This window comes from Pseudomonas sp. MIACH (assembly GCF_001269925.1).
Classification (GTDB): domain Bacteria; phylum Pseudomonadota; class Gammaproteobacteria; order Pseudomonadales; family Pseudomonadaceae; genus Aquipseudomonas.
In genome coordinates this window covers 23533-38281 of sequence record NZ_LHVO01000037.1, presented here as the reverse complement: position 1 = coordinate 38281, position 14749 = coordinate 23533, and the positions used below count along the sequence as shown (strand labels likewise).

11 protein-coding genes and 1 pseudogene are annotated in these 14749 nt (G+C 61.1%); 2 read left to right on the top strand and 10 right to left on the bottom strand.

Going from position 1 to position 14749, the window contains the following annotated elements:
* Window positions 1-379: 379 nt before the first annotated feature.
* A complete protein-coding gene (locus tag AD670_RS15535; protein ID WP_053133921.1) occupies window positions 380-5248 on the top strand; it encodes an NAD-glutamate dehydrogenase in 4869 nt (1622 codons plus the stop codon).
* A gap of 70 nt (window positions 5249-5318) precedes the next feature.
* On the opposite strand, the gene AD670_RS15530 is transcribed toward AD670_RS15535, so the two are convergent.
* The 4 genes and pseudogenes from AD670_RS15530 to AD670_RS15520 all read right to left on the bottom strand — a co-directional run bounded on the left by AD670_RS15530 (window position 5319) and on the right by AD670_RS15520 (window position 8205).
* Window positions 5319-6005 carry a GntR family transcriptional regulator gene (locus AD670_RS15530; protein WP_053133917.1) on the bottom strand — a complete coding sequence of 229 codons (687 nt, stop codon included), beginning with the start codon at window positions 6003-6005 and terminating at the stop codon, window positions 5319-5321.
* A gap of 17 nt (window positions 6006-6022) precedes the next feature.
* Window positions 6023-6724, bottom strand: a complete 702-nt coding sequence (locus AD670_RS15525; RefSeq protein WP_053133914.1) for a FadR/GntR family transcriptional regulator — start codon at window positions 6722-6724, stop codon at window positions 6023-6025.
* A 33-nt stretch (window positions 6725-6757) separates the two neighbouring features.
* Window positions 6758-6847, bottom strand: a pseudogene (locus tag AD670_RS32285) (outer membrane lipoprotein carrier protein LolA); the annotation flags it as partial.
* A 32-nt stretch (window positions 6848-6879) separates the two neighbouring features.
* Window positions 6880-8205: a C4-dicarboxylate transporter DctA gene (locus AD670_RS15520; protein WP_172681483.1), complete on the bottom strand. Its 1326-nt coding sequence runs from the start codon at window positions 8203-8205 to the stop codon at window positions 6880-6882.
* A 217-nt stretch (window positions 8206-8422) separates the two neighbouring features.
* Here AD670_RS15520 and AD670_RS15515 point away from each other — a divergent pair, with 217 nt between their 5' ends.
* Window positions 8423-9052: a DNA-3-methyladenine glycosylase I gene (locus AD670_RS15515; protein WP_053133908.1), complete on the top strand. Its 630-nt coding sequence runs from the start codon at window positions 8423-8425 to the stop codon at window positions 9050-9052.
* 83 nt (window positions 9053-9135) lie between these two features.
* On the opposite strand, the gene AD670_RS15510 is transcribed toward AD670_RS15515, so the two are convergent.
* The 6 genes from AD670_RS15510 to AD670_RS15485 all read right to left on the bottom strand — a co-directional run bounded on the left by AD670_RS15510 (window position 9136) and on the right by AD670_RS15485 (window position 14710).
* A complete protein-coding gene (locus AD670_RS15510; RefSeq protein ID WP_053133905.1) occupies window positions 9136-9537 on the bottom strand; it encodes a cupin domain-containing protein in 402 nt (133 codons plus the stop codon).
* A gap of 84 nt (window positions 9538-9621) precedes the next feature.
* Window positions 9622-11055, bottom strand: a complete 1434-nt coding sequence (locus AD670_RS15505) for a PLP-dependent aminotransferase family protein (RefSeq protein WP_053133902.1) — start codon at window positions 11053-11055, stop codon at window positions 9622-9624.
* 70 nt (window positions 11056-11125) lie between these two features.
* Window positions 11126-11893: an SDR family oxidoreductase gene (locus AD670_RS15500; RefSeq protein WP_053133900.1), complete on the bottom strand. Its 768-nt coding sequence runs from the start codon at window positions 11891-11893 to the stop codon at window positions 11126-11128.
* A 10-nt stretch (window positions 11894-11903) separates the two neighbouring features.
* Window positions 11904-12971, bottom strand: a complete 1068-nt coding sequence (locus tag AD670_RS15495) for a phosphotransferase family protein (RefSeq protein ID WP_053133897.1) — start codon at window positions 12969-12971, stop codon at window positions 11904-11906.
* Window positions 12972-13100: 129 nt separating this feature from the next.
* Complete coding sequence (locus tag AD670_RS15490) at window positions 13101-14054, bottom strand: 2-hydroxyacid dehydrogenase (RefSeq protein ID WP_053133895.1); 954 nt, start codon at window positions 14052-14054, stop codon at window positions 13101-13103.
* A 233-nt stretch (window positions 14055-14287) separates the two neighbouring features.
* Entirely contained in the window at window positions 14288-14710 is a 423-nt protein-coding gene (locus AD670_RS15485; RefSeq protein ID WP_371263184.1) for a hypothetical protein, read from the bottom strand.
* Window positions 14711-14749: the final 39 nt, after the last annotated feature.

The window sequence follows — 14749 nt, the reverse complement described above, 5'->3', positions numbered from 1 at the left end:
CAGTGTAGGGAAAGGCTGGTTTTTCCCCGGATGATCCTGGGTTGCCCAAGTTGCAACCCCGGGCCTGCTTACCGATGACCGAATATGTCGCAGCCTCGCAAGCAGGCGGCTTCCTACACTCGTTAAGCTGCGCAACGGATGCGGCTCTCGTTCCACAGCCTGCCAGGCGTCTGACCTGCCCGTCGTACCGTCACCCGGCAAGGCCCGCATCTTATGGAAGTTGTATGTGACCTCATTGTCTTGTCCAGCTTCACCCACCTGTCACCCTGATTCGTTTATGGTGCTTAACTCGTTACCTGCGAACAGAGCTGACGGTCTCCCCGCAAGGGGATAACACGCGACGCTTCCATCAATAACAAGCCCAAGCGGAGTACCACAGATGGCGTTCTTCACCGCAGCCAGCAAGGCCGACTTCCAGCATCAACTGCAAGCGGCACTGGCGCAGCACATCAGTGAACAGGCACTGCCACAAGTGGCGCTGTTCGCTGAACAATTCTTCGGCATCATTTCCCTGGATGAACTGACCCAGCGTCGCCTTTCCGACCTGGCCGGTTGCACCCTGTCTGCCTGGCGCCTGCTTGAGCGCTTTGATCACACCCAACCGCAAGTGCGGGTCTACAACCCCGATTACGAACGTCATGGCTGGCAATCGACCCACACTGCGGTCGAAGTGCTGCACCATGACCTGCCATTTCTGGTGGACTCGGTACGCACCGAGCTGAACCGCCGTGGCTACAGCATCCACACCCTGCAGACCACCGTGCTCAGCGTGCGCCGTGGCAGCAAGGGCGAGCTGCTGGAAATCCTGCCCAAAGGCACCCAGGGCGAAGGTATCCAGCAAGAATCGCTGATGTACCTGGAAATCGACCGCTGCGCCAACGCCGCCGAATTGAACGTGCTGAGCAAAGAGCTTGAGCAGGTGTTGGGCGAAGTGCGCGTGGCCGTGGCCGATTTCGAACCGATGAAGGCCAAGGTCCAGGAGCTGCTGGACGGTATCGACGCCAGCCCGTTCGGCATCGACGGCGAAGAGAAAGCCGAGATCAAGAACTTCCTGGAATGGCTGGTGGGCAACCACTTCACCTTCCTCGGCTATGAAGAGTTTGTGGTACGTGACGAGGCGGACGGCGGTCATATTGAATATGACGCCAGCTCGTTCCTCGGTCTGACCAAACTGCTGCGCGCCGGCCTCACCGCCGACGACCTGCGCATCGAAGACTACGCCGTGTCGTACCTGCGCGAACCGACTGTGCTGTCGTTCGCCAAGGCCGCGCACCCAAGTCGCGTTCACCGCCCGGCTTACCCGGACTACGTGTCGATCCGCCAGATCGATGCCGACGGCAAGGTGATCAAGGAATGCCGCTTCATGGGCCTCTACACCTCTTCGGTGTACGGCGAAAGCGTGCGCGTGATCCCTTATATCCGCCGCAAGGTCGCGGAAATCGAACGCCGTTCGGGCTTCCAGGCCAAGGCGCACCTGGGCAAGGAGCTTGCGCAGGTCGTTGAAGTGCTGCCCCGCGATGACCTGTTCCAGACCCCGGTCGACGAGCTGTTCAGCACCGTGATGTCGATCGTGCAGATCCAGGAACGCAACAAGATCCGCGTGTTCCTGCGCAAAGACCCGTACGGTCGTTTCTGCTACTGCCTGGCCTACGTGCCGCGCGACATCTATTCCACCGAAGTGCGCCAGAAGATCCAGCAAGTGCTGATGGATCGCCTGAAAGCCTCGGACTGCGAGTTCTGGACGTTCTTCTCCGAATCCGTGCTGGCGCGTGTGCAACTGATTCTGCGGGTCGATCCGAAGAACCGCCTGGACATCGATCCGCTGCAACTGGAAAAAGAAGTGGTGCAGGCCTGCCGCAGCTGGCAGGACGACTACTCCAGCCTCGTCGTCGAAAGCTTCGGCGAAGCCCACGGCACCAACGTGCTGGCGGACTTCCCGAAAGGCTTCCCGGCCGGCTACCGCGAGCGTTTCGCTGCGCATTCGGCCGTGGTCGACATGCAGCACCTGCTCAGCCTCACCGAAGCCAACCCACTGGTGATGAGCTTCTATCAGCCCCTGGGCCAGGTGTCCGGCCAGCGCGAGCTGCATTGCAAGCTTTACCACGCGGATACCCCGCTGGCGCTGTCCGACGTATTGCCGATCCTGGAAAACCTTGGCCTGCGCGTGCTGGGTGAGTTCCCGTATCGCCTGCGCCATGCCAACGGCCGCGAGTTCTGGATTCACGATTTTGCGTTCATCGCTGCCGAAGGCGTGAACCTGGATATCCAGCAGCTCAACGACACCCTGCAGGATGCGTTCGTGCACATCGTCCACGGCGATGCCGAGAACGATGCGTTCAACCGTCTGGTATTGACCGCCGGCCTGCCATGGCGCGACGTCGCGCTGCTGCGTGCCTACGCCCGTTACCTGAAGCAGATCCGCCTGGGCTTCGACTTGGGTTACATCGCCAGTACCCTGAACAACCACACCGACATCGCCCGCGAGTTGACCCGGTTGTTCAAAACCCGCTTCTACCTGGCGCGCAAGCTCACCGCCGATGACCTCGAAGACAAGCAGCAACGCCTGGAACAAGCGATCCTCAGCGCCCTGGATGACGTCCAGGTGCTCAACGAAGACCGCATCCTGCGTCGCTATCTGGACCTGATCAAGGCGACCCTGCGTACCAACTTCTACCAGACCGACGCCAACGGCCAGAACAAGTCGTACTTCAGCTTCAAGTTCGACCCGCGCGCCATCCCCGAGCTGCCCAAGCCGGTGCCGAAGTTTGAAATCTTCGTCTACTCGCCGCGTGTCGAAGGCGTGCACCTGCGCTTTGGCAACGTTGCCCGTGGCGGCCTGCGCTGGTCCGACCGTGAAGAAGACTTCCGCACCGAAGTGCTCGGCCTGGTAAAAGCCCAGCAAGTGAAGAACTCGGTGATCGTGCCGGTGGGCGCCAAGGGCGGCTTCCTGCCGCGTCGCCTGCCATTGGGCGGCAGCCGTGACGAGATCGCGGCCGAGGGCATCGCCTGCTATCGCATCTTCATTTCCGGCCTGTTGGACATCACCGACAACCTCAAGGACGGCGCCCTGGTGCCGCCGGCCAACGTCGTGCGCCATGACGACGATGACCCGTACCTGGTGGTGGCAGCGGACAAGGGCACCGCGACCTTCTCCGACATCGCCAACGGCATCGCCATCGACTACGGCTTCTGGCTGGGCGACGCGTTCGCCTCCGGTGGTTCCGCCGGTTACGATCACAAGAAAATGGGCATCACCGCCAAAGGCGCGTGGGTCGGTGTGCAGCGTCACTTCCGTGAGCGCGGCATCAACGTGCAGGAAGACAGCATCACGGTGGTGGGCGTCGGCGATATGGCCGGTGACGTGTTCGGTAACGGCCTGTTGATGTCCGACAAGCTGCAACTGGTCGCGGCCTTCAACCACCTGCATATCTTCATCGACCCGAACCCGAACCCGGCCACCAGCTTCGTCGAGCGCCAGCGCATGTTCGAGCTGCCGCGTTCGGCCTGGACCGACTACGACACCAGCATCATGTCTGAAGGCGGCGGTATCTTCTCGCGCAGCGCGAAGAGCATTGCCATCTCGCCACAGATGAAGGAACGCTTCGACATTTCGGCCGACAAGCTGACCCCGACCGAACTGTTGAACGCCTTGCTCAAGGCGCCGGTGGACCTGTTGTGGAACGGTGGTATCGGTACCTACGTCAAGGCCAGCACCGAAAGCCATGCGGATGTGGGCGACAAGGCCAACGACGCGCTGCGCGTCAACGGCAACGAGCTGCGCTGCAAGGTAGTGGGCGAGGGCGGTAACCTCGGCATGACCCAACTGGGTCGTGTGGAATTCGGCCTCAATGGCGGCGGTTCCAACACCGACTTCATCGACAACGCCGGCGGTGTGGACTGCTCCGACCACGAAGTGAACATCAAGATCCTGCTCAACGAAGTGGTGCAGGCCGGTGACATGACCGACAAGCAACGCAACCAGTTGCTGGCGAGCATGACCGACGAAGTCGGCAGCCTGGTGTTGGGCAACAACTACAAGCAGACCCAGGCCCTGTCCCTGGCTGCACGCCGTGCCTACGAGCGTGCCGCCGAGTACAAGCGCCTGATGAGCGACCTGGAAGGCCGTGGCAAGCTGGACCGCGCCATCGAGTACCTGCCGACCGAAGAGCAGCTCACCGAGCGTGCTTCCACCGGCAAGGGCCTGACCCGTCCGGAGCTGTCGGTGCTGATCTCCTACAGCAAGATCGACCTCAAGGAAGCGCTGCTCAAGTCACTGGTACCGGATGACGAATACCTCACCCGTGACATGGAGACGGCGTTCCCACCGAGCCTGGTCGCCAAGTTCGGCGAGGCCATGCGTCGTCACCGTCTGAAGCGCGAGATTGTCAGCACCCAGATCGCCAACGACCTGGTCAACCACATGGGCATCACCTTCGTGCAGCGACTCAAAGAGTCCACCGGCATGAGCCCGGCGAACGTGGCCGGTGCTTATGTGATCGTGCGCGACATCTTCCACCTCCCGCACTGGTTCCGCCAGATCGAAGCCCTGGACCACCAGGTCTCCGCTGACGTGCAGTTGCAGTTGATGGATGAGCTGATGCGCCTGGGCCGTCGCGCTACGCGCTGGTTCCTGCGCAGCCGTCGCAACGAGCAGGACGCTGGCCGTGACACCGCGCACTTCGGTCCGCACCTGGCCGCGTTGGGCCTCAAGCTCGACGAACTGCTGGAAGGTCCGACCCGCGAAGGCTGGCAGACCCGCTACCAGGCCTACACCGAAGCCGGCGTGCCGGAGTTGTTGGCGCGCATGGTTGCAGGCACCACTCACCTGTACACCTTGCTGCCGATCATTGAAGCCGCTGACGTGACCGGGCATGACGCCGCTGAAGTGGCCAAGGCCTACTTCGCCGTTGGCAGCGCCCTGGACTTGCCGTGGTACCTGCAGCAGATCAGCGATCTGCCTGTGGCCAACAACTGGCAGGCCCAGGCCCGCGAAGCGTTCCGCGACGACGTGGATTGGCAGCAACGGGCGATCACCATTTCCGTCCTGCAAATGGCCGACGCGCCACAAGACATGGAAGCCCGCGTGGCCCTGTGGCTTGAGCAGCACAAGGACATGGCTGATCGCTGGACTGCGATGATGCTGGAAATTCGTGCTGCGGCTGGCACGGACTACGCCATGTACGCGGTGGCTAACCGTGAGTTGCTGGACCTGGCGATGAGCGGTCAGTCGGTGCTGCAACCGGCTTGATGCCTGGGTGAAACCAATGTGGGAGGGGGCAAAGCCCTCTCCCACATTTGGATTTTTATTTATCTGGATATCAGTGGTGTTTGAGTAGTTTGCTTTCCAGGTGATCCAGGTGCTGGGTCATCAGGGTCACTGCGGTGCTTGAGTCGCGTTGCTCAATCGCATCCACAATCCCCACATGCTCTTGCCACGTGCAATACGTGCAGGCTTTCGCTTCGAATTGGGCGATGATCAACGACGTCAACGGCACCAGGCTGTTGAGAAACTGCGCCAACGGCGCGTTGCCCGCCATCTGCGCCAATTGCAGGTGAAACTCCCCGGACAATCGAATCGCCGGCCCTCGCTGGTTACGTTCTATACAGTCGCGTTCCCGTGCTATCAGCTCGCGCAACTGGCGTATCTGCGCGGTTGTCGCCTGGGCGCAGGCTAATTGCACCACTGTGATTTCGGTCATGCGCCGTGCTTCAAGAATCTGCCGGGTCTGCTGGGCATCCGGTGCCGCGACCTGGGCACGCTGGTTGGGGCGCAAAATGACTACCTGCTGATGGGACAGCTTGGCCAGCACCCGGCGAATCACGCTGCGGCTCACGCCAAAGGTTTCGCCCAGGCCTTCTTCGGTAAAGCGGCTGGACGGGGCGATGCGTTGTTCGAGGATGGCGTCGAACAGGCGAGGGTAGATGTCATCCACCGAAGGTTTTTTACCGGCCACCAGGCGCAGGGTGGGCAGGAAGGGATCGTGTTGCAGGGCGTGAGCGGTCATGGCCGGTCTCCAAAAAATCAACTGCCCAGGTGGTCGTCCGGGATGTTCAAGTGAATGCCCATGCGCAGGCCTTCCTGGAGGATGTGCCGACGCATCTCGGCACTGGCCAGGGCGCTGTTTTTGTTGCGGATGGCGCGTACCACCGCTTCGTTTTCCTGCAAGCGTTCCGCCAGATGCTCGGGGGAGTTGCGCAGCACTTGCGCGCTTTGCTTGAGGGCGTTGCTGGTTTGCTGCACCACGTTCTGGAAGATCGGGTTGGAGGTGAGCGCGAACAGTTCTTCGTGAAAATCGAGGTAGGCGTTCATGCCGGCTTCGGCATCACCGGCATCGAGGGCTTCGCGCATGTCCATCAGGGTCAGGCGCAATTGGCCGACCTCCTTGTTGCTGATGGACTGCGCCACCAGGCCGACAATGAAGGGTTCGAGGGTGTAGCGCAGTTGCAGGATATCTTCGAGGCTGGCGTCGGCCACGGCGTCGCTCGATTGCGGTTCGCTGACGCTGGTTTCCAGCACGACCACGCCTTTTCCGGGCATGGAACGCACCAGGCCAAGGGTTTCGAGCACGATCACCGCTTCACGCAGGCTGGGACGGCTGATACCCATCTGCTCGGCCAGTTCGCGCTGGCCGGGCAGCATTTCGCCCCGGCGCCACTGACCGCGAGCCAGGGCGGCGCGGAGTTTTTCTACGACTGAATTGACGACGGTTGAGGTGCTGATCACGTCGTGCGCTCCTTAAAAAATGAATAATCCCTGCACTGTAGGAGCGAGCTTGCTCGCGAAAAACTTCAAGTCACCGCGTGCATCCAGAATGCCCGCGTTATCGTTGACGACCTTCGCGAGCAAGCTCGCTCCTACAGTGGAAAGCGTTTAGCGTTTTAAAATTCCTGGTGGGCCGGCACTACCGGCTTCTTGGCCTGGAAGGCATAACCTTGCTGGCCGTCCAGCACCTTGTTGGCGCGTTGGATATCGATGTCTTTTTCCCAGCGGGCAATGGCCACGGTGGCGACGCAGTTGCCGATCAGGTTGGTCAACGCGCGACCGATACCCATGAACCAATCCACTGCCAATACCAGCACCAGGCCGACCACCGGGATCGCTGGGATCGCCGTAAGGGTTGCCGCGAGGATCACCAGAGCCGAGCCGGGAATCCCGTGGGCGCCCTTGGAGGTGATCAGCGACACCAGCAGGATGGTCAGCAGATCGGTCATCGACAGTGGCGTGCCGGTGGCGTTGGCGATAAACACGATGGCCAGGGTCAGGTAAATCGAGAAACCGTCGAGGTTGAACGAATACCCGGTGGGAATCACCAGGCCCACGGTGGAGCTGCCAATGCCCAGGTGTTCGAGTTTGCGCATGACCTGCGGCAGCACGGCATCGGAGGAGGCGGTGCCCATCACGATCAGCAGTTCTTCACGCAGGTACTTGAGCAGCGGCAGCATGCGCAGGCCCGACAGGCGCATCACCAGGCCGAGGATCAGCGCGACAAACGCAAAGCAGGTCAGGTAGAACAGGCCCACCAGGCTGCCCAGGTGTTGCAGGGAGTCCAGCCCGTAGGTGCTGGTGGTGAAGGCGATCGCGCCAAACACGCCGATCGGAGCCAGGCGCACGATCATGCCCATGATGCGGAAAATCACATGGCTCAGTTCATTGATCAACCGAGTGATACCGGAAGCCGCTTCGCCCACCAGGTTCAACGCGCTGCCGAACAGCACCGAGAACAGCAGCACTTGCAGGACATTGTTGTCGGCAAAGGCGCCGATCACCGAGTTGGGGATCAGGTCCATCAGGAACTGGCTGGTGCCCTTGATGTGCTGGCCTTTGTCGGCCAGTTCATTGAGACCGGCGGAGGACAGTTGTTCCAGGTGGATATTGGCGCCGGTGCCGATCCCGGTGCTGAAGGCCATGATCAGGCCGATCACCAGGGCGATGGTGGTGAGCACTTCAAAGTAGATCACCGACTTGAGGCCGATGCGCCCGACTTTCTTCAAGTCGCCGGCACCGGAAATACCGCTGACCACTACGCAGAACACGATCAGGCCGATCAGCATCTTGATCAGCTTGATAAAGCCGTCACCCAGGGGTTTGAGTTGCGAGGAGAATTCGGGAAGGGCCAGGCCGCACACGATGCCGAGCATCAGGCCAATCACGACTTGCAGGAAAATCGAACGCGAGCACCATCTGAGCATGGGAGGGATCTCTATGCGGTGCCCCGGTGGTTCCAGGGCTTAATTGTTGTGGTCATACCGGTAAGTCCAGTGCGTCGCCAGTCTAGGCCAGGTATTTTTGAAATAACAAGTCATTCTTCGTCGGTTGACAGGTCCCGGTCTGACCAGTTGGTCGCGAAGGGGGATGCTTGAGCGGTTGGCAGGGGGTAAATTTTTTCGCTTATCATCCGCCGCCTGGCACATGAGGTGATTAATGGATAAACCAGGGCTGACCACCGACGAAGCAGGGCAGACCCACTGCACCTGGCGCACGGCTGCGCCGGAATACCCGCGTTATCACGACCACGAGTGGGGCGTGCCGGTGGCGGATGATGTTCAACTGTACGAGAAGATTTGCCTGGAAGGCTTCCAGGCCGGCATGGCCTGGATCACCATCCTGCGCAAGCGCGAGCAATTCAGGGCGGCGTTCGACGGTTTTGATTTTCGCCGGGTGGCGCAGTACGGCGAGACGGATATTGCGCGGTTGATGCAGGACCCGGGCATCGTGCGTAATCGAGCGAAGATCGTTTCCACGATCAACAACGCACGCCGGGCGTGTGAGTTGGTGGATGAGACCGGCTCGCTGGCGCAGTGGTTATGGGCGTTCGAACCCGGCCCTGAAGAACGCCCGGCAGTGGTGGACCTGGCTTACTGGACCGGCAATCCCACCGCGCCGGCGTCGGTGCGGCTGTCCAAGGCGTTGAAGAAGCGCGGCTGGACGTTCGTCGGGCCGACCACGATGTATGCGCTGATGCAGGCAATGGGGATGGTTAATGATCACCTTGAAGGGTGTGCCTGCCGCCCGCAGATTGAAGCGTTGCGCCGCCAGTTCAAACGGCCGTGAGTCGCTGACTCACCGCTATCGGGGGCAAGCCCTCTCCCACCTTTAGCCCCCCCACCCACACCTCTGACTGGTGGTGCGGTTGATCATTTTGGAAGGGGGGTCAGCACCTCGGCCTTGTCATCCAGCACCATCACCACCAGCAACCTGGCCGGCTGGCTCTGGCTGGCGTTGCTGGATTCAAAATGCCGCGAACCGGCCGGTTCGTAGAACGATTCGCCCACCTTGTAGGTCACGGCCTTCTCATCATTGACCCTCGAAGTGATCGCGCCTTCGAGCACATAGGCCACGGCGGTGCCCGTGTGACTATGGGGTACGGTGGCCTGGCCGGGGGCGTAGTCCACGGTGAGCATGAGGGTTTTCTTGCCGGGCACATTGGTCAGCGCGTGTTCTTGCAGGACCTTGATTGATTCCTGGTTGTACACGGGTTCGTGGGCAAAGGCGCTGACGGAGGCGAGCATCAGGGTGGTGGCGAGCAGGCGTTTCATGGCGACGTTTCCGAGTAGTTCGAGACCTGCCCACCGTACGCCGGGATGTTCGAGTGACCAATGACCAATGCGCCGGAAAACCCCCTAGCCAATCTGCTGGAGAATATCGCGCACCTTGTCCAACGCCGGGTCGATGTCGAGGGTCTCGATGGCCCCAAACCCGATGATCAGGCCCTGGCGCACCGGCGTGTCGTGGAAGAACACGTCCAACGGGTACAGGCCGACTTCCACCTGGCGCGCCAATTCCATCAGCAACGGGATATTCACCGGTACTTTGCACAGCGCCGCCATATGGAACCCGGCCACGGTAGGCACGGCTTCGAACCACGGCGACAGGTCTGCCGCCAGGCGCTGCAGAATGCGCTCGCGGCGCCCGGCGTACACGGTGTGGCAGCGGCGAATATGCTTGAGCAAATAGCCTTCGCTGATGAACTTGGCCAGCGCCCATTGCGGCAATGTGGAGCTGTGCTGGTCGGTCAATTGTTTGGCCTTGAGCACCGCACCGTAAATCGCCGGTGGCACCACCGCATAACCCAGGCGCAGCTCGGGCAGCAGGGTTTTGGAGAAGGTCCCGACGTAGGTGACTACGCCACGGCTGTCCATGCTTTGCAGGGAGTCGGTGGGTCGGCCTTCGTAGCGGAATTCGCTGTCGTAGTCGTCCTCGATGATGATCGCACCCAGCTCGAAGGCGCGTGCCAACAGCGCCTCTCGACGCGGCAGGCTCATGGGCATGCCGAGGGGGAACTGGTGGGAGGGCGTGACGTAGATCAGCCGTGCGCCATCGGGAATCTGGTCGACCTGGATGCCTTGCTCATCGACGGGAACACCGATGACCAAGGCCCCCATCGCCATGAACAACTGGCGCGCGGGACTGTAGCCGGGATCTTCCATGGCGACGATGCTGCCCGGCTCCAGTACTACGCGGGCGATCAGGTCCAACGCCTGTTGCGCGCCGTTGGTGACCACGATGTCGCTGTCGCGGCATTTGACCCCACGGGAAAACGCGATATGCCCGGCGATGGCACTGCGCAGTGCCGGCAACCCTTCGGGCTGGCTGTAGAACCCACTGTTCTGGGCGATGCGCCGCAGCGCATCCTGGGTGCAGCGCCGCCATTCATCCTGGGGGAACTGGTTGCGGCTGGTGGCGCCGCCGATAAATTCGTAGCGCAACGTGCTGTCGCGTGTGGGGTGGTGCATGGGCGAGGGCAGCGACTGCCACTTCGCCAGGTTGGCGGCGCAGGCCAGGTCGGTGGCGGTCTGCACGCGATTGGGCTGTGGCGCCCATGCGTTGACGAAGGTGCCTCGGCCAATCTTGCCCACCAGCAGACCTTCGTAGGTCAAGGTGGCGTAGGTATCGGACACGGTCTTGCGCGATACGCCCAGTTGCGCGGCCAGCAGGCGGCTGGGCGGCAGTTGCGCGCCCGCCGCGAGACGCCCGGCGGCGATGGCTTCGCGCAACTGTTGATAAAGCTGGGCAGCCAAGTCCTTGCGGCCGTTGATGACGATGTGCAGTTCCATGTTTCATCCTGAGACAGATCGATCTACGCCAAGGTTACGCGTAAATCGATCCGTAGAAACCCAGGTGCACTCAGGACAGGAAGCCGCCATCCACATTCAGCGACACACCGGTGGTGTAGCTCGACGCATCGCTGGCCAGGTACAGCACCGCACCGGCCATCTCGCTCGGATCGGCTACGCGCTTGAGTGGAATCTGCGCCAGGGCCATTTTCAGGATCGCGTCGTTCTTCACCAGCGCCGAGGCGAACTTGGTGTCGGTCAGACCCGGCAGCAGCGCGTTGCAACGGATGCCGAACGCCGCGCATTCCTTGGCAAACACCTTGGTCATGTTGATCACGGCGGCCTTGGTCACCGAGTAGATGCCCTGGAACACCCCCGGCGAAATGCCGTTGATCGACGCCACGTTGATGATGCTGCCGCCGCCGTTCTCGCGCATCAGCTTGCCGGCTTCCACTGACATGAAGAAGTAGCCGCGAATGTTCACGTCAACGGTCTTCTGGAAGGCGCCGAGGTCGGTGTCCAGCACGTTGCAGAACTGCGGGTTGGTCGCGGCATTGTTGACCAGGATGTCCAGGCGGCCGAACTGCTCGCGAATCCCGGCGAATACCTGGGTGATCTGCTCCATCTCGCCGATATGACAGGCAATCGCCGTGGCCTTGCCGCCGTCGGCGATGATGGCATCCGCCACGTGCTGGCAGCCTTCGAGCTTGCGGCTGGAGACGATCACATGGGCGCCTTGCTGGGCCAGCAACTTGGCGATGGCTTCGCCGATGCCACGGCTGGCGCCGGACACAAAAGCAATCTTGCCGTCGAGGTCGAACAGGTTGGTCTTGGACATTAGCGATTCCTTAGAGGGCTGATTTACCGATGACATTCAGGCTCATCTGCTCCAGCAGCTTGTTCATCTGGATGAACTGCGCAAAGCGTTTGTCCTGGGTCTGGCCGTGGAAGAAGCGGTAGTAGATCTGCTGCACGATGCCGGCGAGGCGGAACAGGCCGTAGGTGTAGTAGAAGTCGAAATTGTCGATCTGGATGCCCGAGCGCTCGGCGTAGTAATCCACGAACTGGCGGCGGGTGAGCATCCCAGGGGCATTGCTCGGCTGGCGGCGCATCAGTTGTACCGGTGCCGGGTCGCCGGCTTCGATCCAGTAGGCGAGGGTGTTGCCCAGGTCCATCAGCGGGTCGCCGAGGGTGGTCAGCTCCCAATCCAGCACGCCGATGATCTGCATCGGGTTGTGCGGGTCGAGGATCACGTTATCGAAGCGGTAGTCGTTGTGCACGATGCTCGACGTGGGGTGGTCGGCGGGCATTTTATCGTTGAGCCAGGCGCGGACGGCCTCCCATTTGGGCGCGTCGGGGGTCAGGGCTTTCTCGTAGCGATCGCTCCAGCCACCAATCTGGCGTGCCACATAACCTTCAGGCTTGCCCAGGTCGGCCAGGCCACAGGCGCTGTAGTCGACCTGGTGCAGTTCGACGAACTTGTCGATAAAGCTTTTGCATAGCGCCTCGGTCCTGGTGGCGTCGAGGCCCAACTCGGTAGGCAGATCTGAGCGCAGGATGATGCCTTTGACGCGTTCCATGACATAGAACTCGGCGCCAATCACCGACTCATCGGTGCAGTGCACATAGGCCTTGGGGCAATACGGGAAGCCATCCTTGAGCTGGTTGAGAATGCGGTATTCGCGGCCCATGTCGTGGGCGGACTTGGCCTTGTGGCCAAAGGGCGGTCGGCGCAGCACGAATTCCTGGCCGGGGTATTCCAGCAGGTAGGTGAGGTTGGACGCACCACCGGGGAACTGGCTGATCGTGGGCGTGCCGCTCAGGCCCGGGATATGGGCCTTGAGGTAGGGATCGATCAGATTGGCATCAAGTTCTTCGCCTGGGCGAATCTGGGTTGATTGGTCGTTAAGCGCCATGCTTATCCCTTCTGCTTATTCTAAAGGCGTCGGACTATTTCCTAATCTAATGCGCACCACCGCCCAGCGACAAGGTCGGGGCGGCTTAATAGGTTAGCGTGTTGGACGATGATCAGCGTGCCTGATCGGTCACTTTACGGGCGCGGGCAAGGCGATCGGGGTGAGTACCGGTCGGCCGGCGAAGTACTCCACCAGGTTGTCGGCCACCCGTTGCACGGTATCGTGGGCCGCTTCCGGCGAGAGGCCGGCCACATGGGACGTCAGCACGGTATTGCTCAAGCGTTTGAGGGCATCCGGTACCTTGGGTTCATCGTCGAACACGTCCAGTGCGGCGCCACCGATACGGCGTTGCTCAAGGGCGGCAACCAGGTCGTCGGTGACCACCACGCTGCCACGGCCGATATTCACCAGATAGCCGTTCGGGCCGAGAGCGTCCAGGGCGTGACGGTCGATCAGGTGACGGGTGCTGGCACCACCGGGCGTGGCCAGGATCAGGAAGTCCGAGGCGCGCGCCAGTTCCACGGCAGTGGCGCAGTAGGTGTAGTCCACATCATCGCGCGGCTGACGGTTGTGATAGCTCACTTCCATGCCAAAGCCGAGGGCTGCGCGCTTGGCGATCTCCAGGCCGACGGCGCCGAGTCCGAGAATGCCCAGTTGCTTGCCAGCCAGGGAAGGGCGCATGACCTTGGGCCATTCGCTACGGCGTACCGCGGCGTCCGTCTGGGGAATGCCGCGCACCAGTGACAGCAGCAGCGCCATGGCGTGGTCGGCCACTGACGGTGCATTGACCCCGGCGCCATTGGTCACCACGATCCCGCGATTGCTCGCCGCCTGCAGGTCCACGTGCTCATAGCCGGCGCCGATCACGCAGATGATCTCCAGCAGTGGCAGGGCGGCGATTTCTTCGGCATACAAGCCCAACGGGCCACGGGTCAGTACGGCCTTGATCTGCCCGCCATGGGTCTTGATAGCCTGGGCACGCTCGGCGGGTGTTGGCGCCAGAATCACATGAAAGTCGTTGCTCTCGATGATTTGCAGGTATTCATTGATGGTTTCAACCAGAACCAGAACAGTGGTGGTCATCGGAAGGCTCTTCCTGAAGGGTTTGAGAGGTTGAGTATGCGGGATTTGTAGGACAGAGCGTTTTGCTGGGATAGAAAAAACTTACTCCTGTCGGTACCTGACGTCAGTCGGTGTGTGCCAGTAGGCGGAGTAACAAAAAGCCCCGTCCATTGCTGGCGGGGCCTTAAGGAGCTTGCCCGATAGCTCTTTACCTCACGAGCTGCCGGAACAGGGGCGTTGCCGCCATCAGGCAATCACTGCTTTCTAGCTTTTTCCTGCTCTGCTTGGGCGATGGGCATGAAATTGTAGGTTGGAAAGAATTCCGTGGTGTAGACCCCCCATGCGGTGTTTTCAATCGCCAGGTTGACTTCTGCCAGCCGCGACGCAGGCAGGCGCAGCACAATGACTTGGCCGATGCCCATGGTGATGTTCCAACTGACCACTTCCACTCCGGCAGGCGGGAATACTTTGTGAAACTCCTGCTTGGCCAGTTGTTCTTTCAACTCGCCCAGCGGGCGTGATTGATCGTGTTTAAGAAATACAGTCAACATGACGGAATTGTCCGGCGTGGCTGCAGTACTTTGTGCGGCAGTGGCTGTTGTGGTTTGTGCAATTACCACGCCGGGTAACAGGGTCGCGGCCAGCAGTGCAGGTAGTAATAGCTTGCGCATATTCATTGTCAGGTACCTCGCTTGTTATTCGGTCTTGTTGCTAAA